The organism is Rhodovulum sp. P5, assembly GCF_002079305.1.
GTDB lineage: Bacteria > Pseudomonadota > Alphaproteobacteria > Rhodobacterales > Rhodobacteraceae > Rhodovulum.
In genome coordinates, this window is the sequence record NZ_CP015039.1 from 2,709,467 (window position 1) to 2,736,234 (window position 26,768).

19 protein-coding genes are annotated in these 26,768 nt (G+C 60.1%); 8 read left to right on the forward strand and 11 right to left on the reverse strand.

Annotation, left to right across the window (positions count from 1 at the left end; translation table 11 throughout):
• Nucleotides 1–10: 10 nt before the first annotated feature.
• Nucleotides 11–4,462, reverse strand: a complete 4,452-nt coding sequence (locus RGUI_RS13135) for a PAS domain-containing protein (RefSeq protein ID WP_172841145.1) — start codon at nucleotides 4,460–4,462, stop codon at nucleotides 11–13.
• A 411-nt stretch (nucleotides 4,463–4,873) separates the two neighbouring features.
• Here RGUI_RS13135 and RGUI_RS13140 point away from each other — a divergent pair, with 411 nt between their 5' ends.
• Nucleotides 4,874–6,196, forward strand: a complete 1,323-nt coding sequence (locus RGUI_RS13140; RefSeq protein WP_081533629.1) for a site-specific integrase — start codon at nucleotides 4,874–4,876, stop codon at nucleotides 6,194–6,196.
• Nucleotides 6,197–6,403: 207 nt separating this feature from the next.
• On the opposite strand, the gene RGUI_RS13145 is transcribed toward RGUI_RS13140, so the two are convergent.
• The 10 genes from RGUI_RS13145 to RGUI_RS13190 form a co-directional block, all read right to left on the reverse strand.
• Nucleotides 6,404–7,570 (reverse strand): hypothetical protein, encoded by a 1,167-nt coding sequence (locus tag RGUI_RS13145; protein WP_156882962.1) that lies wholly within the window; start codon nucleotides 7,568–7,570, stop codon nucleotides 6,404–6,406.
• Complete coding sequence (locus tag RGUI_RS13150; RefSeq protein WP_156882963.1) at nucleotides 7,567–8,235, reverse strand: hypothetical protein; 669 nt, start codon at nucleotides 8,233–8,235, stop codon at nucleotides 7,567–7,569. Before RGUI_RS13150 ends, RGUI_RS13145 begins: the two co-directional genes overlap by 4 nt.
• Nucleotides 8,232–9,863, reverse strand: coding sequence for an adenylosuccinate synthetase (locus RGUI_RS13155; protein WP_081533635.1), 1,632 nt, complete (start codon nucleotides 9,861–9,863; stop codon nucleotides 8,232–8,234). Before RGUI_RS13155 ends, RGUI_RS13150 begins: the two co-directional genes overlap by 4 nt.
• Entirely contained in the window at nucleotides 9,864–11,120 is a 1,257-nt protein-coding gene (locus tag RGUI_RS13160; protein ID WP_172841146.1) for an ImmA/IrrE family metallo-endopeptidase, read from the reverse strand.
• Between the two features lie 204 nt (nucleotides 11,121–11,324).
• Complete coding sequence (locus RGUI_RS13165) at nucleotides 11,325–11,894, reverse strand: PIN domain-containing protein (RefSeq protein ID WP_081533639.1); 570 nt, start codon at nucleotides 11,892–11,894, stop codon at nucleotides 11,325–11,327.
• Between the two features lie 3 nt (nucleotides 11,895–11,897).
• Nucleotides 11,898–12,356, reverse strand: a complete 459-nt coding sequence (locus RGUI_RS13170) for a helix-turn-helix domain-containing protein (RefSeq protein ID WP_081533641.1) — start codon at nucleotides 12,354–12,356, stop codon at nucleotides 11,898–11,900.
• A gap of 179 nt (nucleotides 12,357–12,535) precedes the next feature.
• Complete coding sequence (locus RGUI_RS13175) at nucleotides 12,536–15,838, reverse strand: DEAD/DEAH box helicase (RefSeq protein ID WP_081533643.1); 3,303 nt, start codon at nucleotides 15,836–15,838, stop codon at nucleotides 12,536–12,538.
• Nucleotides 15,831–16,619 carry a hypothetical protein gene (locus RGUI_RS13180; RefSeq protein ID WP_081533645.1) on the reverse strand — a complete coding sequence of 263 codons (789 nt, stop codon included), beginning with the start codon at nucleotides 16,617–16,619 and terminating at the stop codon, nucleotides 15,831–15,833. Before RGUI_RS13180 ends, RGUI_RS13175 begins: the two co-directional genes overlap by 8 nt.
• Nucleotides 16,620–16,643: 24 nt before the next feature.
• Nucleotides 16,644–17,873 carry a type II toxin-antitoxin system HipA family toxin gene (locus tag RGUI_RS13185; RefSeq protein WP_081533647.1) on the reverse strand — a complete coding sequence of 410 codons (1,230 nt, stop codon included), beginning with the start codon at nucleotides 17,871–17,873 and terminating at the stop codon, nucleotides 16,644–16,646.
• Entirely contained in the window at nucleotides 17,873–18,259 is a 387-nt protein-coding gene (locus RGUI_RS13190; protein ID WP_081533649.1) for a helix-turn-helix domain-containing protein, read from the reverse strand. The genes RGUI_RS13185 and RGUI_RS13190 overlap by 1 nt, the downstream gene beginning before the upstream one ends.
• 581 nt (nucleotides 18,260–18,840) lie before the next feature.
• Here RGUI_RS13190 and RGUI_RS13195 point away from each other — a divergent pair.
• The 7 genes from RGUI_RS13195 to RGUI_RS13225 all read left to right on the forward strand — a co-directional run bounded on the left by RGUI_RS13195 (nucleotide 18,841) and on the right by RGUI_RS13225 (nucleotide 26,292).
• Nucleotides 18,841–20,034 (forward strand): DUF932 domain-containing protein, encoded by a 1,194-nt coding sequence (locus RGUI_RS13195; RefSeq protein ID WP_081533651.1) that lies wholly within the window; start codon nucleotides 18,841–18,843, stop codon nucleotides 20,032–20,034.
• A gap of 136 nt (nucleotides 20,035–20,170) precedes the next feature.
• Nucleotides 20,171–22,219: a ParB/RepB/Spo0J family partition protein gene (locus RGUI_RS13200; protein WP_081533653.1), complete on the forward strand. Its 2,049-nt coding sequence runs from the start codon at nucleotides 20,171–20,173 to the stop codon at nucleotides 22,217–22,219.
• Nucleotides 22,220–22,293: 74 nt separating this feature from the next.
• Entirely contained in the window at nucleotides 22,294–22,785 is a 492-nt protein-coding gene (locus tag RGUI_RS13205) for a DUF6878 family protein (RefSeq protein ID WP_081533655.1), read from the forward strand.
• An 11-nt stretch (nucleotides 22,786–22,796) separates the two neighbouring features.
• Nucleotides 22,797–23,201: a hypothetical protein gene (locus RGUI_RS13210; RefSeq protein ID WP_081533657.1), complete on the forward strand. Its 405-nt coding sequence runs from the start codon at nucleotides 22,797–22,799 to the stop codon at nucleotides 23,199–23,201.
• A 175-nt stretch (nucleotides 23,202–23,376) separates the two neighbouring features.
• Nucleotides 23,377–24,423, forward strand: a complete 1,047-nt coding sequence (locus RGUI_RS13215) for a toprim domain-containing protein (protein WP_081533659.1) — start codon at nucleotides 23,377–23,379, stop codon at nucleotides 24,421–24,423.
• 347 nt (nucleotides 24,424–24,770) lie between these two features.
• Complete coding sequence (locus tag RGUI_RS13220; RefSeq protein WP_081533661.1) at nucleotides 24,771–25,697, forward strand: DUF2493 domain-containing protein; 927 nt, start codon at nucleotides 24,771–24,773, stop codon at nucleotides 25,695–25,697.
• A 124-nt stretch (nucleotides 25,698–25,821) separates the two neighbouring features.
• Nucleotides 25,822–26,292 carry a hypothetical protein gene (locus RGUI_RS13225; RefSeq protein WP_081533663.1) on the forward strand — a complete coding sequence of 157 codons (471 nt, stop codon included), beginning with the start codon at nucleotides 25,822–25,824 and terminating at the stop codon, nucleotides 26,290–26,292.
• Nucleotides 26,293–26,768 lie beyond the last annotated feature (476 nt).

The following is a 26,768-nucleotide window of genomic DNA, read 5'->3' on the forward strand; positions in this document are numbered from 1 at the left end:
CGTCGGGCGATCATGCCGTCTTGCGTTCAAGGCCGCGCGCATACCGCAACAGCATGTCTTCGCACAGGGGATGGGCGAACAGGTAACCCTGCAAGACGTTGCACCCGATCGACCGGAGGATCCGCACCTGTTCTTTGGTTTCAACCCCTTCGGCGATGGTGCCGATCCCCAGTGTCTCGGCAATCTCGACGATGGCGCGGACGAGGTTGCGCGCCCGCAGGTCATGTTCAACCGGCAGCACGATCCGCTGGTCGATCTTCAGGGCAGAGGGACAGATCTCCATCAGCCCGATGATCGACGCATGGCCCGAGCCGAAATCGTCGATCTCGATCTCGACGCCGTCCGCCCGCAGCATGTCAAGATGGCGGCGGAAGGTCTCGTTTTCCTCTTCGACAAGGATCGATTCCAAGAGTTCGAAGGTGACCGTGGTATTCTCGCTCAACATCTCACGGGCAAGCGCCACGACGCTGGAGTCGTGCATCCGGCCGGCGGAGACGTTGAAGCTGATCTTGGGAACGATCAGGCCCGCATCGTTCCAGCGCGCCAGTGCGTCGCGTGACTTTTCCATCATCACGCGGTCGATTTCTGGCACCAGTCGAAGCTGTTCGGCCACATGCATGAAGCTGGCCGGCGTCAAGAGACCATCCGCGGGATGGTTCCACCGCAAGAGCGCCTCGACCCCCACCAGGCTGTTGTCCTCGGCCGATATCTGCGGCTGGAAGAAGGGCACGAACTGGTCGTTGTCCAGCCCTTCGTGAATCTCGACGGCAAGGCGCCTGTCTTGAAGGATCTCGCGGTGCAAGGCCGGGGTGAAGAGTTCCGACCGGTTCCGGCCGCCGTCCTTCGCACGGTAAAGGGCGGCATCGGCGAACATCTGGATATCGTCGCCCATCGCCGCCAGATCGTCGGTCGCGGCGATACCGAAACTGGCGCCGAAACGGCACTGGCGCCCCTCGTAGAGGAGCGGTTCCGCCAATTCGGCCCGGATGCGTTCGACCAACGCGCTTGCGGCAGCTTCCGACATGCCCGGTGCCAGAAGAATTGAGAACTCGTCGCCGCCGATGCGGGCTGCGAAATCGCCCTCGCGCAGGCAGTCGCGCAGCACCGCGGCCACGCGGATCAGGACCAGATCGCCGGCCTCATGTCCCAGCGTGTCGTTGACATATTTGAAGTGATCGAGGTCAAGCCGGATCAGCACGCAATCCCGCGCCTCACCCGCCGCGGATGCGCGGACAAGTCGTTCGGCCAGCATCGTGTCGTAGAAGCGCCGGTTCGGCAGGCCGGTCAGGCCGTCATGCATTGCCTGCCGTTCGTTCTCGGCCCGCATGTCCTCGGCCACCCGATGGGCGCGGCGCAGTTCTTCCTCACGCTGCACATCGACGGTTACGTCGTGCAGAACGGCCGACCATGAGACTACCCCCTCCCTCTCAAGCGGCGCCTTGGCGGATGCCTCGACCCAGATGGTGCCACGATCCGGGTGCTGTATCCGGAACCGGACCTTCAGGGGCGCCCGATCGTGCTGACTTTCGTCGATAACGTTCACGACAGTCGCCAGATCTTCGGGATGAATACGCCCGAAGACCCCGTCTTTCAGGCGGTCGATCTGTTCGCGCGAATAGCCCACCAGCTCGTTGAAGCGGGCGCTGGAATAAGGGAAATCCGATGTTCCATCTGGGAAACGCCGGTATTCATACAGACCGGCGGTCGAGATGTCGGCGAGGAGTGTCAGGCGTTCATGGGCGCTTCTGAGCTTGTCGGCCGCTTCAGCGGCGCGTTGCTCTGCCTCCATCCGGTCGGTGATGTCGACGAGGTTGCCGCACCAGTGGATCGTGCCATCCTCCTTCGACGTAGGCGCCGCAAAGACGAGAAGCCAGCGTTCGCCCTTTTCGGGATGGTTGACCCGATGCTTGAATTCCACGGGGGCGAATGTTGCGAACGCCGTTTCGAGTTCCTTCTGGATCTGCGCCACGTCTTCGGCGGGCACATGGGCGAAAACGGCGTTTCCATCCGCCTCGACGGCCTCCCGGTCGACCCCCACGAGCCGCGGCAATTGCGGGCTGAAATATTCATATCGGACTGCGCCATCGGGAAACATCTTGCATTCAAAGATCGCGCCCGGCGTGTTTTCCGCCATGAACAGGAAGCGGTCATTGGCGCGGCGGACTTCCTCGACACTCTCGGCAACCCGGCGTTCGGCGTTGGTCTGTTCGGTGACGTCAATGATGCTGCCATACCACGTCACCGAGCCATCGTGTTGCCGCGCCGGATTCACCGAGGCGAGGATCCATCGCAGGCCCTTTTCGGGGTGGTCCACGCGATGCCGGACCTCGTAATGCGACAGGTCTGCCGAACACCGGGCGATTTCCGCCTGAACGAACGCGGCGTCCTCGGGCGGGACACAGGCAAAAAGCGCAGCGCCGTCGGCCTCGACCGCCGCTCTTTCGACCCCCATCAGGTCAAGCAGCGATGAACTGAAATACTCGAAGAACACCTTGCCGCTCTGATCCACCGTGCACTCGAAGATCGCCCCCGGTGCGTTCTCGGCCATGGTGACAAAACGTTCGTTTGCCAGACGGGCTGCCTTGACGGCCTCTTCGGCCCGTTGTTCGGCTTCGACCTGATCGGTCACGTCGTGAACGCTGCCATATGAAATGACCGATCCGTCAGCTTGCGCATGCGGAAGCGAGGCGATGATGATCCAGCGCAGTCCCTTTTCGGGATGCTGCACCCGGACCTTTTCCTTGAACGGGGTGAGGTGCCCGATTGATTCCGCCGCCTTCGTCGCGATCCGTTCGACATCCTCGGCAACGACGTTCTTCAGGTTTGCCCGGGCATCGAACCGGATCTCGTCGGGACAAGAACCGAACAGGTCTGGCATGTTCGCGCTGAAATAGGGGAACTCGGCGCGCCCGTCAGGCCATGTCCGGCGTTCGAACACTGCGCCGGGGATGTTGTCGACGAGATTGCTCAGGCGCATTTGCGCCTGCCGGGCCGCCTCTGCCGCCTGGGCCAGGTCTTCCTCGCTTTGCTTGACATGTTCGATATCGGTCATGCTGCCGCAAATCAGCAGCGGCAACCCATCGGCCGATCTGTCGACCTTCTTGGCCATCGCGCTGAACCAGCACCATGTTCCATCGGCCCGGCGCATGCGGAAACTGTGGGTGTAGGCGTCGATCTCGCCACGATCCAGGGCATGGAAATCAGCCGCCGCCTGCTTGAGGTCGTCGGGATGGATCATGGTACGCAGCTTCGGCCGGTCGATCACGAAATCGGGGCCGTAGCCCAGTATCGTGGCCATGTGATCGGCGATCTTGCCCTGGTCCGATCCCGGATAGCGATACCAGGGCACCACATTGCTGTTTTCCGTCGAGTGGCGCAGGACATCGGCGGCCTCTTGCGCTTGCGCGCGCGCGATATGCGCCTCTTCCAGCGCGGCGGCCAGTTTGTCCGCGGCGCTTTTTCGTTCCGAAATGTCGAAGGTGACACCGCAGATCAGGGCTGCTTCTCCCGGGCCGGCATGCGGGAACGGTCTGGCCACCGACGTGCACCAGACCCAGTGACCGTCCCGGTGCAAAAGGCGGAAATCGGCCTTCGCCTCGGGGCTTTGGCCCTCGGCCAGCGCCCCCAGTTCCTTTTGTACCAAGGGCACGTCATCGGGATGAATCAGCTCGAATATCCCGGCAAAACTCTTGGGCAATTCTGCGCCCGTGCGCCCGGTGATCGTTCCGAACTGATCGTTTCGGGTGAATTCGCCCGTTGCGGGGTTCAGGACCCATGGGGCAATCCCGGCGTGGTGGGTCGCAACATAGAGGAGGCGCTCGTTCATCTTCGCCGTTGCAAGGGCTGCGCCTAGGCGATCCTCGGTCTCCTTGCGTGCCGAAATCTCCGTCAGGTTGCCACAGACGAGCGGCGCGGCGCCCGCTTCGGTGCGTGCATAGACCCGCGCGAATGCCTGAAACCACTTGTAGGACCCATCCTTGCAGCGAAGGCGATAGTCGATGTCGTAGCTGTCGGACTCTCCGGCCAGCAACCGTTCCATCTTTTCGATGGCGGCTGCGCGGTCGTCGCCATGCAGGCGGTCGCGCACCCAGTCGCTGTCAAGCGCCACCTCGAACGGGTCAAAGCCGAGAAGTTGGAAATGGGCTTCGGTGGCCCGCATCTGGCGCGTGGACGGATCGAGAACCCATTGGGCGAAGCCCGCATCCTTCGCGGCCGCGCGCAGCATGTCGCAATGTCCGGGATCCTGTTCGGCCAGCGGCGCCGATCCTTCGTCATGTCCGGATAGCGGACCTTCCAACTCGACCATGATCGCGATGTTCTGGCCGCCCTCCACGACCGGCGAGAGTGCGAGGCGCCACGGCTCCTGTCCGGCGTTAAATGCGATTTGCAGGTCATGTTCCGCCCGTGCCCCGTTGGTCAGCGACCGGGTCGCAGAGGTCAGCACCGCGGCATCGTCGCCCACGACCAACGCGCTGCACGGTCTTCCTACAAGGCCAGCGCCGGGGCCTCCAAGGGTACGTTCTGCCGAAGGGCTGGCCGCCAGAATTATGCCGGTCTTCGACAGGATCAGATAGGGGCGGGTCCGTGACAGGTCGGGGCCGGGGGAAACACTCTGACGGGGGGGCATGCGGCATACTCAACTGAAAAGTCCTGTCGCCGAGTGATCGGACGGGCGTCTTAACACCAGCCTTAGGAGCTGGTCAAATGGCCTTTCCGAATTGCGCGATAGAGTACGCCAGAGCACGATAAGCACCTGAAATTCATTGATTTTCAGAACTTGCACTCCGAAGTCTCTATCCGAGAATACGCCTTGATTTCCGCCCGCTCACTTGCGTGTCGCTTGCGCGAAATCGGGTCTTCGAAGGGCCGGAGCATGAGCAAACTGACGAAACGATTTGTAGAGTCCGTAACACCAAGAAGCAAAGGCCATGTCGTATGGGACGACGAATTGCCGTGTTTCGGTCTTCGTGTCTATCCCTCCGGCAAACGAAGTTACCTCCTGCAGTATAGAGCTAAAGGTCGCTCGCGGCGATATACGATCGGGCTACACGGCATTTGGACGCCGGAGACTGCACGGCGGGAAGCGAAGGCCTTGCTTGGGCAGATTGCGCAAGGAGAAGATCCTGCAACCGAAAGAGAGGAGGAAAGGCACGCCGTCACCGTCAGACAACTTTGTGAACAATACATCGCTGACATGGAGGCTGGCCTCATTCTCGGCAAAGGCGGACGGCCGAAGAAGCCCAAAACGATCGAAACGGACATCGGTCGCATTCGCCGGCACATCATCCCGTTGCTCGGCACACGGAGGATCAAGGACATCACCAAGCCGGATATGAACAATCTCATGAAGGACATCATCGCCGGAAAAACGCGTGTTGTGATGAAGACGAAGAAGTTGCGTGGCAAAGCAATCGTCACAGGCGGTCCTGGCACCGCGATCCGCACAATGGGTCTCCTCGGCGGCATCTTCACCTACGCGATCGAAGCGGGGATCATCGACCAAAACCCGACGCACGGCCTCAAGAAGCCCAGATACAAGGTGCGGGATAGGCGGTTGAGCGAAGCAGAGTACCGAACGCTGGGTCAACTTCTCAAGGACGTGCAGCATGACAGCCACTATGGCATCCACGCCGAGATCCTTCGTCTCATCGCCCTGACCGGCTGCAGGCGTGGCGAGATAATCAGTCTGCGGTGGAGCGAGGTCGACATCGAAGGCAGTTGCCTGCGTCTGAAAGACAGCAAGGAAGGCGCATCCGTGCGACCGGTCGGCCTTCCGGTTGTCGACTATCTTGAGGCAGCGCGCCTGAAACGGAACGGAACCTTCGTCTTTCCCGGTCAGGGTGAGGACAACGCCGTTGGGAACTTCCCGCAGAGCTGGAAAAAGCTGTTCGCCGACACGCCTCTTTGGGATGTGACGCCGCATGTCCTGCGGCACAGCTTCGCTAGCATCGCCAACGACCTCGGCTTCACCGAAATCACGATCGCTGCGCTGATCGGACACGCCAAAGGCTCCGTTACGAGCAAATACGTCCACACGCTCGACTCGACCCTGATCATGGCAGCCGACACAGTGTCTGGGTACGTGAAGGCGCTTCTCGACGGTGTGGAATTTAGAAGGAACACATATACGCTCGACCGGCAGACACGCAGGAACGCGATTAACGACATGCTCATCGAGGCGCGCCCATACACCTAATCAGCGTTCTCGATGCCAACACTGATAGCTCACTAACCGTTATATTTGACTGCTAAATTACCTATGGACGTCATATCTGACAGTCAGTATTTAGTTTGGCGCCTTTAGCGACCATGCGCCTATTAGACTATGAGTGCGCTCAAAAGACCATTGCCTTGGCGCGTTCAAGTCATCTCCATCGCTTCAACACAACGAAGATTGCGCCTCTTAAGCGGATTCTTCGTCGGGCTGTGAGCTCTCCGAGTCTCTCATCTCCATCTCTGTATCATGTAGTTGCTGCTTGATATTCGCGACCAAGGCATTGCCACCTGCTTCTCGCGCTTCGTGCATAATGGAAGCAACCGCACTCATGATCCGCGAAACGGTGCCGTTGAATTCTTGATCCACCTCCAACTGTTTCGGCTGCATAAGATTGCGGACAGATATCTTGGCGATACGGTCCTTTGCGGTCGGATGGGTCTCCGCGACGGTTGAACCATTTCCGTCCCGACTTTCAAACGCCCGCAGGATCTCAAGTGCAAGCAACATCAGGGAAGCACCTGCACAGGTTCTTGTGTATGGGTTCGAAAGCAGCGGAAACGGCTCGAACTCAAGCCGCTCGCAGACCTTCGCCGCAAATGCATCGGCCTGGAACTCCTGCATCTTGGGATCTTCATCGATACTGCGATGGCTCAGGACATGGTGACCAAACTCGTGAGCAATGGTGAAATACTCCATTGCCCAGGCGACCTGCTCAAATAGGTGAAACTCCATCGGCGATGACGGGCGAAATGGTACGAGAACGTGCGTACCAGTCCCTGAGAAGGACACGAAGATCCGAAACCAGTAGAGAACAACCGTTGGGTTCTTGAGTAGCAACTCGCGATCGTCTTTCGGGCTCGAACCTGGAGAGGTCCAATGCGCGATATCGGCGTAAAGTGTTCGAGTGTAGGCCCTTGCGACAAGTCCGCACCATCTGAAGAGGAACGAACTCACCGACAGAATGCCCTCATCAGTCATGATCACATTGGTGAGTGACGCAGAAACGCCCGCCACTGGATCAATCGCAATCTCGACCTTTTCGTGAGATATGTCTCCTGTTTCAGAAATCGCCTGTCGAACGCGGTCCGAAAGGTGCTTCAATCTGTATTCAATGCCGGGCCCAACTCCAGGACTGTTTACATTCTCCAACTCCCCGTGAAGGCGTTCTGCATCGTTGCGCCGCTCGATTTGAGCTTCCGACCAGCCGGCATCTCTCAAAGCACTAATGGTCAACTCTCGCTGTGCAGCCTCACCTTTTTCGTCGGACTCGTGCATCGTCGCATTCAGGTCTACGGCGGCCCTTTCGAACATCTGCGCCCATAGATCACGCGCCGCGCCATTCCTTTGTTTCATTCGAGCACACTGACGACCTGGGTGCCTCGCTTAACAACCGCGCGCTTTACATGGTCGCGAATGTCTTCAACCGAGTGATCAACGGCCAACTCAACCACACGTTCTTTGCGACCTCTCCGTTCCCGCCAGTGGGCATAGGGATAATCTGAGATGCGCGCGAAGATCGTTTCATCGCGTGGATGTGGCATGGGCTTGGTACAACCGCTGTTGATAGGACAAAGCCAAATCGCCTCCCTATGCGCCTCGATTAGCGATCGCGTATCGACCTCAAGAACGTCGTGCTCCTGGTCTCGGTAAGCCTTCGCATTTGTCAGCTTATGGAGGCGGTCCTCCGAGAGCCAAAAGAAAGCTTTCGCGTTCAGCAATTCATACCAATCCGCTGGCGAGAGGCGTTCGGGCAAAGCCCGCCTTAGCCCCGCATCGCTCATCGGAATTTGGTCCCGCACGACGGCTCGTGGAAGACCGTCGCCCGTCACTTCGACGCTTTCGGGCCGATGTTGGCTTTCGATCTTAGTTCGTTTTGGTGGCTGGACGGCGTAGTGGTCCAAGAGCGCACTGGTACTTAGCAGACCATATTGCTTGATCGACTCCCATGAGCCTCGTTCCGCCATGTGATACAGCGTCGGGCAGTTCGCGATCAATTCTTCAAGTTCCTCTTCGTTCACCACGCTCTCCGATCAATGACGTTGCGCCAGTTAAAATCTGTCGACAGCAGCGAAACCGGCCGACCTGATATTCTCTCGATCTCTTCGACGAAACTGATTGTGTCTTCAGAAAGCTGCTCAAAGCGAAATGCCTTTCGGTTTTTAACATCGAAATAATCGACAAATGTGAGGGCGATATCCGTCGGCCCGTTTAGCTGAACCGAGTCGCGAAACTGGAGCCAGTCGAACTCCGCGATCCGTCGCGGCCTGTCGGTGGTGGTCGTGCGCTCGGTCTTCTCAAGTTCCTCCAGCGGAATGCCACTGCGCCGATGGATTTCCGCCATATCGACCTCGTGCGCCAGCGGACCGGAGGGGCCGCCCACCCGGATCGGATAGGTACGACAAACCATGATTACCTTCCGGACGTTTGAAGGCGCAATGCCAGCATCGGCAAGACAACCCGACACAGTCGTATCTCTAGTCGTTACATGGGGGTAGTCGCCGTGGTGAAGGCTTAGGCCAGTGCCCTGCGTGCCCTCCAAGAGGATGCGCTGTCCCGCCACCATCGCGTCTGCCAAGATCTGACGAGCGCTTCCCAGGTAAGGTTGGAGGACATCACAGTCGCGGGCAAGAAAGGCCGCCTTCTCCTCTTTGTAATCCGACCGACCAGTCATCTTGCGGGCAGAAGCGACGCCAACGCCTTGCGCCGTCGAGCTGATGCTACCGAACCGCTTTTCTTCCTCTTTCCGATCCTCATCGGTGATGATCATCGCGCGCGGGTCGATGGTGAGTCTGGCTGAATCAATCTTGTGCTCGGCGATCTCTTCGAGCAGCTTCTTCGGGTAGATTACCGCACCTGGACCGAGCAGTAACTTCGCATTCGGGGCTCGCTGCGTGCCCGAAGGAAGGTGATAGTATTTTTCCGGCTTGGGCTCTGCATAAACTTGGTGGCCCGCGTTTGGCCCGCCAACACGCACCAGGAGGTCATATTCCGGCGCGATGTGACCAACGATGTTCCCCTTACCTTCACTTCCAAACTGGCCGCCGATGAGCACATCGACCACGGCGTCATTCGAACGCGGATAAAGATTGAGGAGCGCGGTAGCTCGAACGAGAACCGCTTCTTCATTGCAGCGGTCAGTCGAAACAACAATATCGGCGATGTCAGCGAGCTTCTCGATCTCCCGCTCCGTGCGGTTGCGCTTCAGCTCATCGTATGCAACCGCCTCGTCGTCCTCTCTGCTGCGCCCTTCGTAACGCTTTCGCAGTTCCTCGTCCGTGGCGGTCAAATGGATGTGATGGACCTCGGCACCGTATGCCCGTCGGATCGCCTCGATCTGACCCGGGATGCGGACAGAATCGACGACGTAGAGACCTTTTGGGGTTTGCCCCGTCGCATACGTGTCGATCGAACGCTGGAGGGCTTCGCCGACCCATGCGCCGCCGTCCTTCCTGTCGAGCCTCTGTCCCGCCAGCTGCAACGCTTTGCGTTCCGACTTGGTCTTGGGCGCCTTCTTCAGAATGAGCTCGCGCGTCTTGATGATCTTCGCGCCATGCCTTTCCTTGAGCAGTCGCACCAGAGCCGACTTGCCGGAGCAGATGGGTCCGGAAAGCAGAACGACACGAAGATTTACGCTCGCGCCCCCCAATTAGAACAACTCGAGCTGCGCGCGCTTCGGCGGGACATCATAGACAGTTACAAACAAACCGGCACGCACCATCACATCATCAAGCATCTCTTCTATCGTTGACCAATCGCCTCCCGCAGATCCTGTGCCGATCTTTGGCATATGAATACTCGCTCCAATGGATGAGGCTTGATCGGCAACTTGTTCAAGGCAGGTTTGTAGTTCTGCATATCTTATGCGGGGAAAAAGTGAGGGACCGAAGCCTTCCTGTCCAATCAGACTTGCGATGATCAGATCATCGCTGGCCTCCGAAAAAATCACGCGGCCCAAACGTTCGCCTTGGGGAATCTGCATGACTTTCTCCGAATAGGCATTTTCCGCATCCGGAAAACGTTTTGCAATCTTGCGCGCAACTCCTCCGCCCCATTTGATCGCCTTGTCGTTGACCAGCTGACAGATGATCTTTTTGCCGCCGTTGCGGGGCTCAAGGACATTCCCATGAAGCAAGCGTATCGGACGATGGTTTTCTTGGCCTTGGTCAAACCTGACCAGGCCGGCCACTCTGGGGTAAACGCTTCCTGGATAAGCCGTCAGACCTACACACTCGATCTGGGTCGGCTTATCCATCACCCAGCTCTCAACTGAACGGTCTGTATGACCGATCGCTGTGCAGCGATGCACAATGCTCTCGTCGGGAATGGCCATCCCTGATAGGCGAATCTTCGGCGCGGTCGGCGAGCCGATGAAATAGTCGATCCTGTAATGGCGCGTCCCATTCTCCGAGACTGTGGGCGACGAAACGAAGATTCCGATGGGCTGACTGGATATCTTGGCCAATCGAATGAGAAAGGCTTCGGCCGATACGTCATAGTCTCGACGCTGACGCATCAAGTCCTCGATTGGAGGAATGTCTGTTGCAGCCGATAGACTTCCGATTGGAAGTACGAATTCCGAAGCGGCCAAATTGCACAGCATTTCCAACTGCCAATCGTCCGGTGTCTTATCGCCACCTCGGTTGCGGATCTGCTCCGACCAGTCAGGGAAGAGAAGGTGGGCGATTTCATGCGCAATCGAGAACCGCACCCGCTCCCGCGGCTGCTGGGGATTGAACTCGATCTTCGGACCGCTTTCCGTCGCAACCAGTCGAGCGTCGGCGACGCTCGAATTGGCCTCGATCTGTACCTCCAGCATCTCAGCGATGTGCAGAGGATTGTAAGGTGGCCCTTCCCAGCCTTTCTCACGGGCTTTCAAAACAAGAGCGCGTGCTGCTTCTTCCATTGCGGTCAATGGGTCTGCGTTCTTCGCAAAAGCCCTTACTGAGGCATTGGTCCAATTGATTGATGGGGCGTTCGTCATCGTGTCGAAAAATCGGGGCTAGAGTCATGAGCAATGATTCTTATTTGCGAGGCGGTAAACGCAAATCGTAAGAAGAACGTGTCGATCATCGACAGATGAAAACCAGTCCTCGCAAAACCAATATACCTATAAGACATCCGAATAATCCTGGATTGCCGAAGCAAATTTGGTCATGCCCATTCCTTCATAAGCTTCGATATGCTCCTCAGAGCTTCGGGGTTGCCGCTTTAGCGCAGCCCTGTGGTCTCGAACCGCTCCGAGAACAGCGCCCGGGTAAAGATCGAACAAACTGAAAGCGAAATCATCTGGATGCTGAGCTTCAATCTCGTAGGGGTCGAGCTCTTCCTGCGGGAAGTCCTTCAAATTCTGTGTGACGATGACATCAGCTCGGCCCCTGATCGCTGCTGCAAGAACGTGCCGATCGTCTGCATCGGGAAGCGTCAAGCCATCAATCAGCGGCTCGAACCCCACAACCACCGCATCGGGGAAATGCCGATCCATGGTCTCTCTGGTTCGTTGAAGTTTATCGGCGGTTAGGTCAGGTCGGTCCTTCAGCACATTTCTCGTCCATTCGTCGTGGATGATCTCACTCCAGCGAACGCGGTAGAGATTGCGATCAGCGAGGCGTAGGAGCAAATCGCGCAGGCCGACCGGATAGATGACGTTGGCGTCCAGTAACGCAGTGAACCGGTCCATGCGCTATTGAAGGCCAAGCTCTTCATCGAGTTCGGTCAGTTCATCGAGTGCCTTGCGACGCGCCCGCTCTGTCTCGCGGCGGTAGGTAAGAACATCTTCGGCCCGAACCCGTCGGTGCGTGCCAACCTTTCGGTGTGGGATCTTTTCTTCATCGAGAAGCTGCACGAGATGGGTCCGCGAAACATTGAGCAAATCGGCCGCTTGCTGCGTCGTCAGCTCCGCATGAACGGGCATAAGCGTTACTGCATTGCCGCGCGCCATCTGCTCAAGGATGTCGAGGAGCAGCCGCACCGCTGCAACCGGCAAGTCGACGGTTGCGGCACCCTTTGAGCCAAAATGCGCACGCACGGTTTCTGCGCCGTTGATGATGGACGCAATTTGACGACCCGTCTCCGCCGCAAGCGCCGATTCCTTATCGGTCGGCATGACCAGTTCGGCTTCCTTCAAGACCGCGAGGTTCATGGCTGATCTCCTTTCACCAGCCCTATATAGCTTATAAACGACACAAGCGCAACAAACAACACAAACGAAAGCGGCTCCTTCCGTGCGAGAAGGACCAAAAATCCAGTGTCTTCAGAGGATTTCTAATGGGATCTAATAGATGGTGCCGCTTTGCATTAGCGAGCATCTGCCGGATGAAATCACAGAAGATCTGACCAGTCTCGATTGTTAAGTTCCGCGTCAGAAGCTGCTTCGACGCGAGTCTCCAGCATGGATACAGTTTCCCCGTCCGAAGCCGATTTAAGGTGCACCGCGACGTCCGCAAATCGTCGATGGGTCTCCCGCCTCGGCCATTTGGCCGAGCGCATCTGGACAGCATAGGCAGCCATTTCAGCACTACTGTAGCCACGTCGGATACACTGGTTCAAATATGTCAGACCCGGGCTCGCTTCGACCGGTTCGTCTTTCTCCGCACTGACAAGACGGAGGAATATCTGATGCGGAACTGCCAGCACATGCGCGAGGTCAGGAACTAAACGGATGACAAACTTCCGCGCACTTGTGCTGCGTTTGATGTCCCGCGCTTTTTGGGAAAGCACCTTCTGAACGTTGACAAGTGCAGCACCACCCATCCATTCACCAAGCGCGGATCGCAACAGAGGAACAGCGAAAGCCGCCCGATCCGCGCTTCTGCTGAGTTCTTTGAATTCCTTGCCGAGCAGGTATTCAATACTCTCAATCCTTAGAAGCCTGAACATCTCATTTGGATGCGATTCCAGCCATTCGAACATCCACGCACACCAATCCGCTACGGTCGTGTTTGCGGCCAGACCGCTTCCGACAACATCTTTGGCAAGTGTTGCAAGAACATCTTCTGGCATGCCAACCATCGAAGCCAGATCGCGAAGTGGCTGACGGTCCACGGCAGACTCATCGTCGCCGTCGCTCAAGAGCGCCAAAGCGGCGGCAGTTCGACTGGCAATCCAGTCTTCTTCAGCGGCCTGTTTTTTACGGAAAGCTCCGAAACTGCGGGCAAGGCCGAGGCGTACGTCCTTGACGCCATCTTCGCCTTCGCTGGTCTCAGCGAGGCGCGCGACCACGTATTTCTCGAGATCGCCAATCTCTGACGTTTTGTCATGGATGCGATCCATCAACGCCGTAAACGGGTCATCAAGAACCAAGCATTGGTCCGACTGACCGAAGATGTCCCGCAAGCGCGACCACCGAGAGCCGATCTTATTCTCCTTATCGTCAAGACCAACGACTTTTCCTGGGATCACCAACACGATGCCGGTCGCACTCTCACCGGCACGCCCCGCGCGGCCTGCAGCGTTCAGCAAATCTTCCGGGTCCAGAATGTCGCGGCGGCCGGCATCGGCGTTGTACTGACTATCTTCAGCAATGATGACGAGTTCCGCAGGCAGATTCATCCCTTGACCGAGCGTTGGCGTGGCCGCGAGCACCGATATTCCGCCTTTGCGCTTGTACAGCGATTCCGCCAGTTGGCGCTCTTCCGGCAGCAGTTGCCCATGATGGGTGGTCGCAAGAGCCGCGAGGTTTCCGTCCTTGAGTTCTAAGTAAAGTTGTTCTGCATCGCCAAATTCGTCCGCCGCAATATCGACAAGGCGCCGCTCGGCCTCCGTTAGTTCAACATTGCACGCTCCCAACGCTTTCCCAGCTTTGTCGGCAATCGACACGGCGTTAGGGATGGATTGCGAGAACACCAGTGTACGGATCCCGGCTTTGGCCGCGGCAGCGGCTATCGAAGCGGCGACCACGCCAGAATTCGGGGTTAAACCCCACCCTTTGTTTACGGATAGCGGCAGTGGATCGGGGAAAAAAGGAACGAGCGCATAGTCGCTGCGCGCCTGCGACACCCAGGTCTGCTTCACGCTAAAGAAACCGCTCGGAAGTGCGGTCATCTGTCGTTGCAAGGCAACGGGCGCTCCTCCACTTGGCTTCTTCCGACGTCCCTCGCGGAGTTGCTTCTCCAAATTTCGGATGCGTGCGATGTCATAGACGACGCAACCGCGCAGCTGGCGGGTTGGTTTCCATGCATTATCCAACGCAAGCGCATCGCGCCCGGTCAGGTCTGCTAGCCAAGCACTAATTTCATCTGTGTTCTTCATCATGGCAGATAGAAGGACGAGATCAGCCTGAGGCGCGACCCGCACAAACCCCAAGATACAAAGCATGCCGTCTATCGCGCGCCGATCAGCTCCATCGTCCGGGTGGATGAGGTGGCATTCGTCGAAGATGAGGAGCCCTACATCCTCAAATCTTTCCGGTTCCATATGGCTCAGCAACAAACAGGCCTCGGGCGTCATCACCATGACATCTGGTAGCTCATCCTCGCCGCTCGCAAATCCGAACTCATCGACACGCTCACCCTGGACGCTGGCCGTCGGAAATGCCTCGCGTAGGTCTCGCGCCGTCTGATCGACCAGCGCATGCGTCGGCGCGAGGAACACCGCCTTGCGGCCCGAAAGCAACACCGAGTGGATCTTGAGCTGCGCCGTCGTCGATTTGCCGGCTCCCGTCGGGAACCCAATTGCCGATGATGTTCCAATCTCAAGGTATCCTCGTGCTGCCGCCTCTTTGTGATTGCGCCATAGATAAGGCCGCGTCTTGGCAACGCTTTTCATGGCGGATCGCCAACGAGCCGCCGGTACGCCGTTCGGTGGCGGCAAATTGACGACGGCCCCCTCCATCAGCGCTGAACCCGCCGCGATCAAGAGACTCGCCAAATGAAGAGGCCCAGGGAAGACCACAAAAGCACCGTGGCTTAACTCGTCTATGTCATCTTCGCTTCTCGGTGACGCTAGCGCCTTTACCTCCGTGAAGACTGCAATAGGATCAGCCATACCTGTAATCCGGCGGCCTTGGAGCGTGAAGGCCAAAGCGCGCACGCCGCGTAGTAGCCGGTAATACAGCGCCGCATTTGCGCGCTCGGCCCCTGAACCGGTCACAACCGCCGACATCCGGAGACGTTTACGATCGGTGATCTGTCCGACTTGCCCGCGTGCCAACCAGATCAAGTGGAGGATCAACTCAGATTGAAGCCGCGAGTCCCGTGGGCGCTGTATTGTCCGAGCCACTTCGGACGCGTCGGCCGACGCCTCCGCGACGAGAAATAGAAGCATTGCCGAGATGTCTGGACTGATGCCATTGACGCTGAGATTGGCGGGAGGTCGAGTCCCTCCGCCCAGAGCGGACGCCTGATACACGAGTTGATATGCCGTCGCAGCCACGAAGCCAGCCGCCGCTCTGTTCTCCCGGTCCGGATCCAGCGACACCAAAGCTTCATAGGCTTGCGCGAGCCGTTTCGCGAAGTCGATTGTTTCGGTCAGGCCTTCTGGATCGTCGACTCCTTGTCGGAGAAGCACCCGCGCCGAAGCGATTTCGGCAAAGGCTCGCGATAGCTCATCGGGCAAGCTCTCTAGATCCAGTTCGGGGAGGTTCGGTGCCGACCTGATGAGCGCAGCTGTATCTGGATCATACATCGGCCTGCTCCTCTGCGTCCGCTACGATGTCAGCCGCTTTCGACGCGATTGAGGCGATCCACGCGCGAATATCACCGAGCAGCAAAGTCTCTGCACGTCTGCGCATGACTTCTCCGGAAACAATGCCCTCGAAGCCTTTAAATAGCCGCTTGCGCCCAGCCTCGCTGGCATGGGTCTCATTCACCGTCACCGCGACCCTGAATGCGCGCGTATCATTCCAGAGAATGTCGGCAACAATCTTGTCCGCCTCCGTGTCACGCGATCGCTCCAAGAGCGATGTCACGGTCGCGACGAGTTCATTGTCACGGGCACCTGTTTCGAAATTCGCGAACTCAGGCCAAACGGACCCACTGATTTTCTGCCGGGCATTTTCGGTCGCTTTTTCTTCGCAGATCACCACGCGCGCGACGTCGCCGTCGTTGAACTGGATCATTAGACCGTCCAATCCCTTATCAGCCTTGATCATCTGCGGTGCTCGAATATGTGCCTCTCCATCTTGGCGATGAGCTGCGATCCACGAGATGACCTGAAAGACCCATCCATCCCTGTGATACGGGTCCGCACCTTCCTCAACGGTGAGCAGTGCCATGGCACCGGCGAAGCCCCCGGTGGGGTAATCAGCGGGCAATGCATCCGTCGCCGACAGGATGCGCTCAACCGCCCGCGATTGACCGAGCGCCACGCGCGCAATCATTTCCGCTAAGGCATCCTCGTCATCGACTGTCCAGGTCGATCCGTGCCAGCAGCCGTCTTCGTGAATGGGAGAGAAGGAGATCGGCAAGTCTACTCGTCTCCGTCGTCGGTATTATGATCCAAAATTCAAAGCCTCCTGTGTCTCTGCATGTTCGAAGGCGTTGGCATAACCACGAACATCTTCAGAAGATGTTCCTTCCTCTCGGAAAGCTGCCTTCCATCGACCGGTAATGATTTCTGCCATTTCGTGCGCAAGTCGTTGACCTTCCTCTATTTTGATGTCGAAGAACTCGCACGCTTCCAACGCAATCTCGAGCGACGCATCGAACGACCCGCCCTGGATGATACCAGTTTCGAGAACGCGGTGCCGGGAGGGGGACGGGTTGATGTCGAACGCCGGTGACAGGCGCCACCGGTCATTCCCGGCATAGATGAACCCGTGGTTCTTCAGATGATCGTCCTTGTTTGACACCAGGATGGTGAAGACGATCCGTCGCCAGAGTTCATGCAGATCCTCGACCGGCTTGCTCGAAATCTGGCGGATCACCTCGGCGATGTCTGTGTAGTAACCGCCTTCCTCGCTTTGCCAGTCCAGTGCGGTGCGCGCTGAGATATAGGGAATACGCGCGTCGCCGCGGCGGTCGAACCGGCGGATCAGCGCAATGGGACTGTCGCTGTCACGCAGCTCAAGCCGGGCATCGGCCACGCGCAGCCCGCACATGCGCGCCAGTTTCAGCGTCGCCACTTCGGCGCGCTCGACCGGTTTGGTGTCCTGTGCGGAGGTGAACTTGGCGATCCAGAGATGTCCGTCGCCTTCGACGTTGGCCTTCGGGCGCGCACCACCCAGAGAACCAGCGACACCGGCAAGATCGCGCGCCTCCTCTTCGGCCCCACCCGGATCCCGTTCGAAACGCTGCGCGAGCGTGCGCAAGCGTTCCAGCTCGACCAGTCGGGGAATGGGCGGTGTGAGATCGGAGAGCGGCTCCATGTCTTCGCCCAGGAACCGCAATGCGCCTTGCCGGGTGCGATCGTCTGACAGGACGAGATAGTCGAACTCGCTGAGGCCGCCGCCAAGCGCCTTGGTCATCAGCGCACGTCCCCAGGAATCGGGCGCTGCATCGGCAAAGCATCCCGGCAAGGCCGAGCGCTTGTCGTCCTTCCCGGATGAAAAATGGCTTCCCTCGCGCAGCGGCAATCCCGGTGACAGCGCAAAGCGATCCTCGACGGCGAGCCAGGCGTCATCGTATTCGAACTGCGAATGCTGGCGCCGCCCATCGCTTTCGAAGCGCAGGCGTCCCACGATCCGTTTTCCTTCGCCAAGCGCGACGATGGCCTCGGGCATCAGAAACCGACCCCTTCTTCGTCATCGCCATCGTCTATCGGAGTAGCGTTGTCCTGGCTTTTGCTCGAAGACTTCGGTGTGCGCTTGCGATCGATCCGCTTGGGGAGGCTTTCCCGGTCGAGCAGCAATCCGGTGTCATCTGTGCCTGCATCCAGGAAGTCCGAGATGCGGTCGATCTCGCCCAGGACGAGGCACGCCATGGCGAGCGTACCGATGCTCACACCATCATCGCCTTTCTCGAGCCGGGCCACAGTGCTTTCGGACACACCAATTCGCTCCGCGAAGCCTTTCACGGAGATGCGCCGTTTCAAACGCGCCGTCTTTATATTTGCGCCCAGAGCCTCCAAGGCTCGACGTGCGCTTACTGAGTTCACTTTAACCGCCATATCTGACGCCCAAACATAATTTAACCATCAAATATGACTGATAGTGGAATTTTGGCCCCTTGGCAAGATTATTGCCCGGTGAGCGGCCAGAGGCACTCTTGTCCGAAATCTGTCTACACGCCCCGGACAGACCATGCCGAGTGTTGTGTAAGGTCTGACAAAACTAGAGGTCTGCTGCTGCCGACGGCGGTGACGCCCCGGAACCAGCGGGGCAAGTGCCAACAATCTAAAGCTGAAATTCATAGTCTTAAGTGCGCGCCAGACGCGGAGATCGCATTATGATTCTGCGAAACCACGAATGATACCTTTCCTCCCACTCTGGGTGCCGTTGTTGGAGGTTTCGTATCATCTGAGGAAACAAAGGGGCGTCTCCCTGCGGGTCGGGCTGTCGGCGAAGCGGAAGCCCCGGCGGGTCTTCCCCCTGACGGGCGTTCATCCCTGACCCGGGGTGTGTAGCGCCGATTTCGATCGACACCACCAGGTCCTGCGAAGGGATCAGAGTGAGAGGCCTGCGGCTGTCGCCGTGACGGGTTTGGAGGTCGAGAGAGAGGCTCTCGGACCGCCCGTCGTGGAGAATAGCCATGACAGCAATAGAGATCATGAACGGCCGCCCCGAGAGCGGCGGCTACAAGGTGGATATGTCCCGCGGCAGGCATGACGGGCGAGTCTCGTCCGAATGGTTTTCCCGGCCCGACGACGAGAAGTATCTCTCCCTCTCGGACCTCTACGCTTCGGTCAGACGCCGCACCGAGCGGAGCCGGACGCGCACAGTCGATAGCGCTGCGATCCGCGTCGAAGCGCACCGCGACGATCCCGAGAAGCTCGCGCTCGTCCTGCCGGACGCCGACGCACCCGTCGCGCCGACTCATTGGAGCTTCGGACAACTCGCGAGCCTTGTCGGTGCACCTGCCGCCTATCTGCGCCAGCTCCCGGCGCCACTCGCCGGCATCAACCTGCAATACGGTCTCACCAACCACCGCGCCGAGCAGGTGAAGACGATGGAGGTAGCGAACGGGCGAACGGAATTGCGCGCCGTCACCGGCCCGGACTATGGCCGCATCTATGACCACGAACTCGTCTCCGCCGTGCAGCGCATTGCAGGTGACGGCGTCGGCGACACACGCTGGAAAGTGCCAGGCGTGCTCGACTGGTCGACGGGCATCTACAACCCGATGGTCGATGTCACCAAAGACACGACCACGCTTTACGCCTCGGACCGCGATGTTTTCCTGTTCCTGGTCGACGACAGGAATCCGATCGAGGCGGGCACGCTGCCCGACGGCTCGCCCGATCTCTTCTTCCGGGGCTTCTATTGCTGGAACTCCGAGGTCGGCGCAAAAACGCTCGGCATTGCGAGCTTCTATCTACGCGCCGTCTGCCAGAACCGCAATCTCTGGGGCGTCGAAGACTTCCAGGAGATCACGATCCGGCACTCGAAATACGCGGCCAACCGGTTCGCGCACGAAGCGGCCCCGGCGCTCGCCAACTTTGCCGACTCCTCGCCGCAGCCCTTCATCCAGGGCATTCGATCCGCACGCGAAAGGATCGTCGCGCGCAGCGATGAGGACCGCACCGACTTCCTGCGCAAGCGCGGCTTCTCGAAGGCGGAGACCGGCAAGATCGTCGAGACCGTCCTTGCCGAGGAAGGCCGCCCGCCGGAGAGCGTCTTCGACTTCGTTCAGGGCATCACCGCCGTCGCGCGAACGAAGCCGCAGCAGGACGCGCGGCTCGCCATGGAAACCCGCGCCAAGAAGCTGCTAGAGGCCGCCGCCTAGGCATGCGGTTCTGCTTAAGCCCCAGCCGTCCATCCACGGTCCATCGCTTCCGGAGAGGAAGAGGTGGGCCGTGGTTTTCGTGACGGGTTTGGAGGTCGAGAGAGTGTCTCTGGATCGCCCGTCGCGGAGAAAACCCATGACGAAGTCCAAGAAAATCACCCTCAGCGCCTCGCGCGACATCCCCTTCAACAAGCTGCTGCTCAGCCAGTCCAACGTCCGGAAGGTCAAGGCCGGCGTGTCGATCGAGGAGCTCGCCGAGGACATCGCCCGGCGCACGCTCCTGTCGTCGATCACGGTCCGCCCTGTTCTCGATGATGATGGCGCGGAAACCGGCATGTTCGAGATTCCGGCGGGCGGGCGCCGCTACCGCGCGCTCGAACTGCTCGTGAAGCACCGCCGCCTCAACAAGACCGCGGCCGTGCCCTGCATCGTGCGCACCGATGGCCTCGCCGAAGAGGACAGTCTGGCCGAGAACATCCAGCGCGCACCGCTCCATCCGCTCGACCAGTTTCGCGCCTTCCAGGCGATGCGCGAGAAGGGCAAGTCCGAGGAGGAGATCGCCGCGGCCTTCTTCGTCTCCGTGGGCGTCGTCAAGCAGCGCCTCAAGCTGGCCGCCGTCTCGGCGACACTGCTCGACGCCTATGCCGAAGAGCAGATGACCCTCGATCAGCTCATGGCCTTCACGGTCAATCCCGACCACGAGCGCCAGGAACAGGTCTGGGACGCGCTCAAGCAACACTATTCGAAGCAGCCCTATGAGATCCGCCGCATGCTGACCGAAGGGGCCGTGCGCGCCTCCGACCGGCGGGCGCAATTCGTCGGGGTCGACAATTACGTCGAAGCGGGTGGCGAGGTGCTGCGCGACCTTTTCCAAACCGACGATGGCGGCTGGCTACAGGATGCCGCCCTGCTTGAGACCATGGTCACCGAGAAACTGAACGAAGAAGCCGAATCCATTCGCGCCGAAGGCTGGCACTGGATCGAGGTCGCGACCGATTTTCCCTACGGCCACACCTACGACCTGCGGCGCATTCGCGGCGAAGCCGAGCGGATGAGCGATGAGGAAGACGCGACCTACGCCGCACTCAAGGCCGAATATGACAAACTCGAAGAGGAGTATGCCGAAGCAGACGAGCTTCCCGAAGAGGTCGACGAACGGCTCGGCGAGATCGAGACGGCCATGGAAGCTCTCCAGAATCGTCCGATCCGGTTCGAGCCGGAGGACTACGCCATCGCGGGCGCCTTCGTCAGTATCGACGGCTCTGGTCGTCTGCGCGTCGAGCGCGGCTATGTCCGGCCCCAGGACGAACCCGCTATTGAGTGCGATGACGGTTCCGAAGGCGATGAAGTCCATCCGAACACGGATGATGAAGCCGTAGATGGCATTGGCCAGGCCACCGATCTGGATGAGGAAGAGGACGATGACGGCACCAAGCCGCTGTCGGATCGTCTTGTCTGCGATCTGACCGTCCACCGCACGATGGCGCTGCGCAACGCGTTGGCCAATGATCCGCAACTGGCGATGCTCGCCTGCCTGCACGCGATGGTGCTGCAACTCTTCTACCATTACGGTCAAGACAGCTGCATCGAGATCAGCCCGCGCTCCACCCAATTCGGATCGCAGGCGCCGAACCTCGGCGACGCCCGCTATGTCCAGTCGATCGATCTCGGCATCGAGACCTGGGCAGGCAACCTGCCGAAACAGCCGGAAAAGCTGTGGGACGCGCTGACCGAATGGGACAGCGACAGCCACGACGCGCTCTTCGCCCATTGCGTGGCGATGACCGTCAACGCGGTGCAGGAACCGCATCATCGCAAGCCGCGCCAGATCGCGCATGCAGATATCCTCGCATCGACGCTGGGCCTGGACATGGTGAAGGCGGGCTGGACGCCGACGGCGGACAGCTATCTCGGCCGCGTGACCAAGGCGCAGATCCTCGCCGCGGTGCGCGAGGCGAAGGGCGACAAGGACGCCGACCGCATCGCCGGGTTCAAGAAGCCCGACATGGTCGAAGCCGCGGAGGAACTGCTGGCGGGCACGGGCTGGCTCCCGCAACCGCTGCGCACGGCCCCGCTCGCGGAAGAGCCCGACGAGCCGGAGTTCGAGATCGTCGATGACGGCGATGTCGCACCCGACGAAGCGGCGGTCGAGGACGACGAGGCTGCGCTTCAGGCCGCGGAATAAGTCCGCAAACCCATCAAACCCCCTCAAAGGCCCGGCCCTCGCGCCGGGCCTTCTTCGTTTCAAGGAGATGTCCGATGACAGATACAACCGAACAGACGGCACCTGCCGCACCCACCCCGACTTTCGACTTCGCCAAATGGGAGGCGGAGCAGCGCGCGCGCAACGCATTGCTCGAAATCATCCGCCCCAAGAACAAGGCGGCGATCTTCGCGCTTCTCGCAGAGGCCAGCATCGCCAATGTGACCGTCGAGTTCGACGGCTATGGCGACAGCGGCAGCATCGAAAGCGTCCATGCCGAAGCCGATGGCAGTGAGATCGCGCTTCCCGACGGCTCAGTCGCGCTGCTCACGCTCGGCTGGCGCGAGACCGAACCGACCGAGAAGACCATGCCCCTTGGCGAAGCCATAGAGCACATGGTCTACGAGCTGCTCGGGCAGACCCATGGCGGCTGGGAGAACAATGCCGGGGCCTATGGCGAGTTCGTCTTCAACGTCGCCGCCGCGACCATCACCCTCGAATTCAACATGCGCTTCGAAGACACCGAATTCTTCGAGCACACATTCTGAGGGAGGCGGAGATGGGACATTGCTATCACCACGCGCTTTCCTCAGCGCGCAAGTTCGGCGGCACGGCAGAGGATTACATCGCCCTGCATAACTGGTTCGACGAGTCCAAGTGCATCACTGCCGATTTTCGGCACCGGGCGCTGCGGCACCACGCCGAGGGCATCTTCATGCTCGAACGCATCTTCGGAACCGTCATCACAGTCTCGACCGGCCGCGAGGTGCCCGTCCGGCAGATCGGCGAGCAGCACGTGATCGAGGACCTCGGCTTCATCCCGAGCTTCGCCGACTGGGTGCGCTGCATCCGGCCCGAACCGTGGATGCAGCGCGCGCAGCCCATCCACAAGATCGTCGATCCGTTCGCGGCTGAGGCCGAACCTCGCACGGGCGTAGTGCAAAGGCAGGCTCGCGGCGGCTGACGGTCCATCGCCCAACATCGCCTCATCGGCGAAGATGGGTCTGTCGCCGCCGCCTTCGCCCACATTCGAGCAGTTGGCGACCACCAACCGAGGGAGACGTTCCCCCAACTCCCTCACGCTGGGGCCTGTCGGACGCGGCAGGCCCTTTTTTCTGCGCATTTTTCAGGAGACCGACATGGACAGCCCCGCCGCAAACCTATCCCAGAAGCTCAGTCGCGAGACCGAGGCCGTGTGCCGCCAGTACCTCTCCAATGGACGAAAGCACGGACATTACTGGGTCGTCGGCGATGTCGACAACACTCCCGGCCGCAGCCTCTATGTCCGACTCACCGGGCCGACCCGCGGCAAGGGTGCGGCGGGCAAATGGACCGACGCCGCCACGGGCGAGCATGGCGATCTGCTCGACCTCATCGCGGCCAATCTCAATCTCTCGACGCTGCGTGACACGCTCGACGAGGCGCGTCGCTTTCTCAGCCTGCCACGTCCCGAACCGCCCGCAAGACAGCTGCAGACGCCGGTAGCGCGTGGATCACCTAAGGCGGCACGACGCCTTTGGGCCATGGGCCAACCTATCGCGGGGACGTTGGCGGAGCGCTATCTCTGTTCACGCGATCTGAAAGACCTTCAAAGCGTGAGCGCCCTTCGGTTCCATCCGAACTGCTACTATTGGCGAGAAGACGCAGACGCCGACGACCCACCCGAAGCCTGGCCGGCATTGCTGGCAAAGGTAACCGACATTGCCGGAACACTGACTGGCGTGCATCGGACCTGGCTCGATCCACAGACGGCGGACAAGGCTACGCTCAATCCCAACCGCAAGGCGATGGGCAATCTGCTTGGCCATGCTGTCAGCGTCGGATCACCGACCGACATTCTCGCTGTTGGTGAAGGCTTGGAAACGATGCTCTCGCTGAGGCTTGCACTTGCCGGTCTGCCGATTGCTGCGGCGCTGTCTGGCAACCATCTTGCGGCGTTCGATCCGCCCGCAGATCTCCGTCGGCTCTATGTCGCCATCGACAGTGACGAGGCTGGCCAAGCGGCCTTTGACGCATTGACTGATCGCTTCACGGACCGGGAACTTCACCTTCTGCCGTTGCGGGCGATGCTGGACGACTTCAACGGCGATCTCCGGAACTGCGGCATCGACGAGATGCGCAACCAATTGCGTCCCCAGCTCTTGCCGGTCGATGTTCCGACCTTGCTCGCGGTCGAGGCCGGCTGAAGCAGAGAACCGGTCTCGTCAGCTGGACAGGTGAAATGAACCTCACGCCGTAGAGCCGCGCCCGACGGCCTTCCCGAGAGGGGCGAGCCGGAGCGGAACGCGCCCGGTCCGGCAATGGCTGCGGCGACACCGTTTTCCGCCGCCGGGCAAGCCCGGCTTTGCATCGCGATCCAAAACGGCATCGCCTCCGCCATCCTCCGCTGACGCTCCGGCCGACGCAGCTACGGGGTCCCCGCGAAGTACCACTTCGTGTGGAATTGCGTCGGTGCAGGCCCGGTCGCGTGCCGCTTTCCGTCGCCCATGAAGGCCGCGCGAGGCGCGATCAGCGACAAGGAGACACAACGCCCATGACCCAGCACGAACCCGACACGCTATCCGCCACAGCGCTCGTCCTCGACGAATTGCAGCTCTTCGGACATCGACCCTTCGCCGACGAGCCCGATCCACGGGCACTGCCAGACGCCAGCACCGTCGAAGGCGCGATCGCGGACATCTTCGACGCCTTGGTCGTCGCCCTCGGCGACACGCGGCTCGAACCCGACCTCGAAGACCTGCTCTGGTCGACCACCAATGTCTTTCACCGCATGGCGACCCGCATCGACCGCAAGCTCGACGACAACGAACAGGCGCAGCGGCGCGCGCAGCGCAGCCAGGACGGGTCAGAAGTCCGCTCGGTCGAACTGGAACGCCTGATCGCCGAAGGGCTGACGCTCACCGAACAGCGCAACGCCTATGAAAGCATGCGCGATCTCGCCGCCGAGCATTTCGAAGCGCATCTCGGCCAGACCTGGCATCCTCGTTCCGGCAGCCACGTCAACCGCAGGCACATGACCGCCGCGATGATCGACAGTCGTGACTATCTCGATGCGAAGCGCAAGACCGAACTCGAACCACTCATCCCAACCGGCACCAAGATCGCCTTCACCGGCGGACAGGATGTTAATGACACCGGAGCCATCTGGGCCGCCCTCGACAAGGTTCGCGCCAAGCATGACGACATGGTGCTCCTGCATGGCGGGTCGCCCAAGGGTGCAGAACGCATCGCGGCCTGCTGGGCCGACAATCGCAAATGCCAACAGATCGTCTTCAAGCCCGACTGGACGCGCCACGGCAAGGCCGCGCCGTTCAAGCGCAACGATCTACTCCTGGAGACGCTGCCGATCGGGCTGCTCGTCTTTCCGGGCTCCGGCATCACCGACAATCTCGCCGACAAGGCCAAGGTGCTCGGCATCCCGCTCTACGATTTCCGCATCTCGAAAGGCGAGTCGTCATGACCCGTGATGCGCCTATCGCATCGCGATGTGCTGCACGGGTATATTCCGTGAACATCGCCGATATGCTATACTTGGCCAGCGCCGTGGCGGTGGTGGAGGCGCAGCCCTTGAGAGGAGACCGCCCATGTTCGTATCAGCCTTCCTGAGTGTCATCGGCCTCGGCTTCCTCGTCTGGGTCCTGTTCGCATTGGCCGTCTACGCGCTACCCGCATTCGTCGGGGTGAGCGTCGGCATGTATGTCTACGACACCGAAGCGGGCGTGATCGCAGCATTGGTCGCCGGCATGTTCGCCGCCGTCTTCACCTATCTCATCGGTCAGATCGTTTTCGCCAAGGTCCAGTCCGTCCCGATCCGCCTCGCCATCGGCGCGCTCTTCGCTACCCCAGCGGGCGTCGCCGGTTTCTCCGCGATCAAAGGCTTGTCGCAGATCGGTGACGCTTCCGAAGGCTGGACACTGGCCTTCGCGATTATCGGCGGGATCGTCACCGCAGGCACCGCCTGGGTGCGGATCGCAAGCCTCGCCGCTCCCATCGGCGAGGATGATGGGCAGCACACAGACGCCATGCAGGCGAGTTCGTTCGCGAACGATCGCTGAAAGCACGCCGCCGAAGACCACGCAGCATCACGGTATAGAGCGAGGCACGTTGAAGCTCGGATATGGGTGTTCGGCTGAGCGCGTCTGATCTCGTTCGAGCGGCCCGACCGAGCACAGCGCATATCGAGCACCGCCAAGCCTCAGTGGGAGGGAACATTCTCGCATCGCCGGGAGAGCTTGGCGATGAACATGCTCTGCGCCGTTCTGCACGCCAGAGCCTGTCTTTCTCCGATCGACATTGCCGATGGATTGCCCGGTCCGAGGGTGGCGGTCATTTCTCGTTCCATGCCCTCGTCACCCGCGTCCGTCACGGCCTCTCATTGGGCTGACCTGACCGGGATCGGCTGACGCCTCGACCGCCTCAGCCGCAACGCCGGGTTCGGACTTTCTTCCCCTGGGCTTTGCCCATTCCTCGCGGGACGACCCTTGACGGGTCCAAGAAAGACCGCCCCCGGCGTCTTACGCTGGCGCTGCGG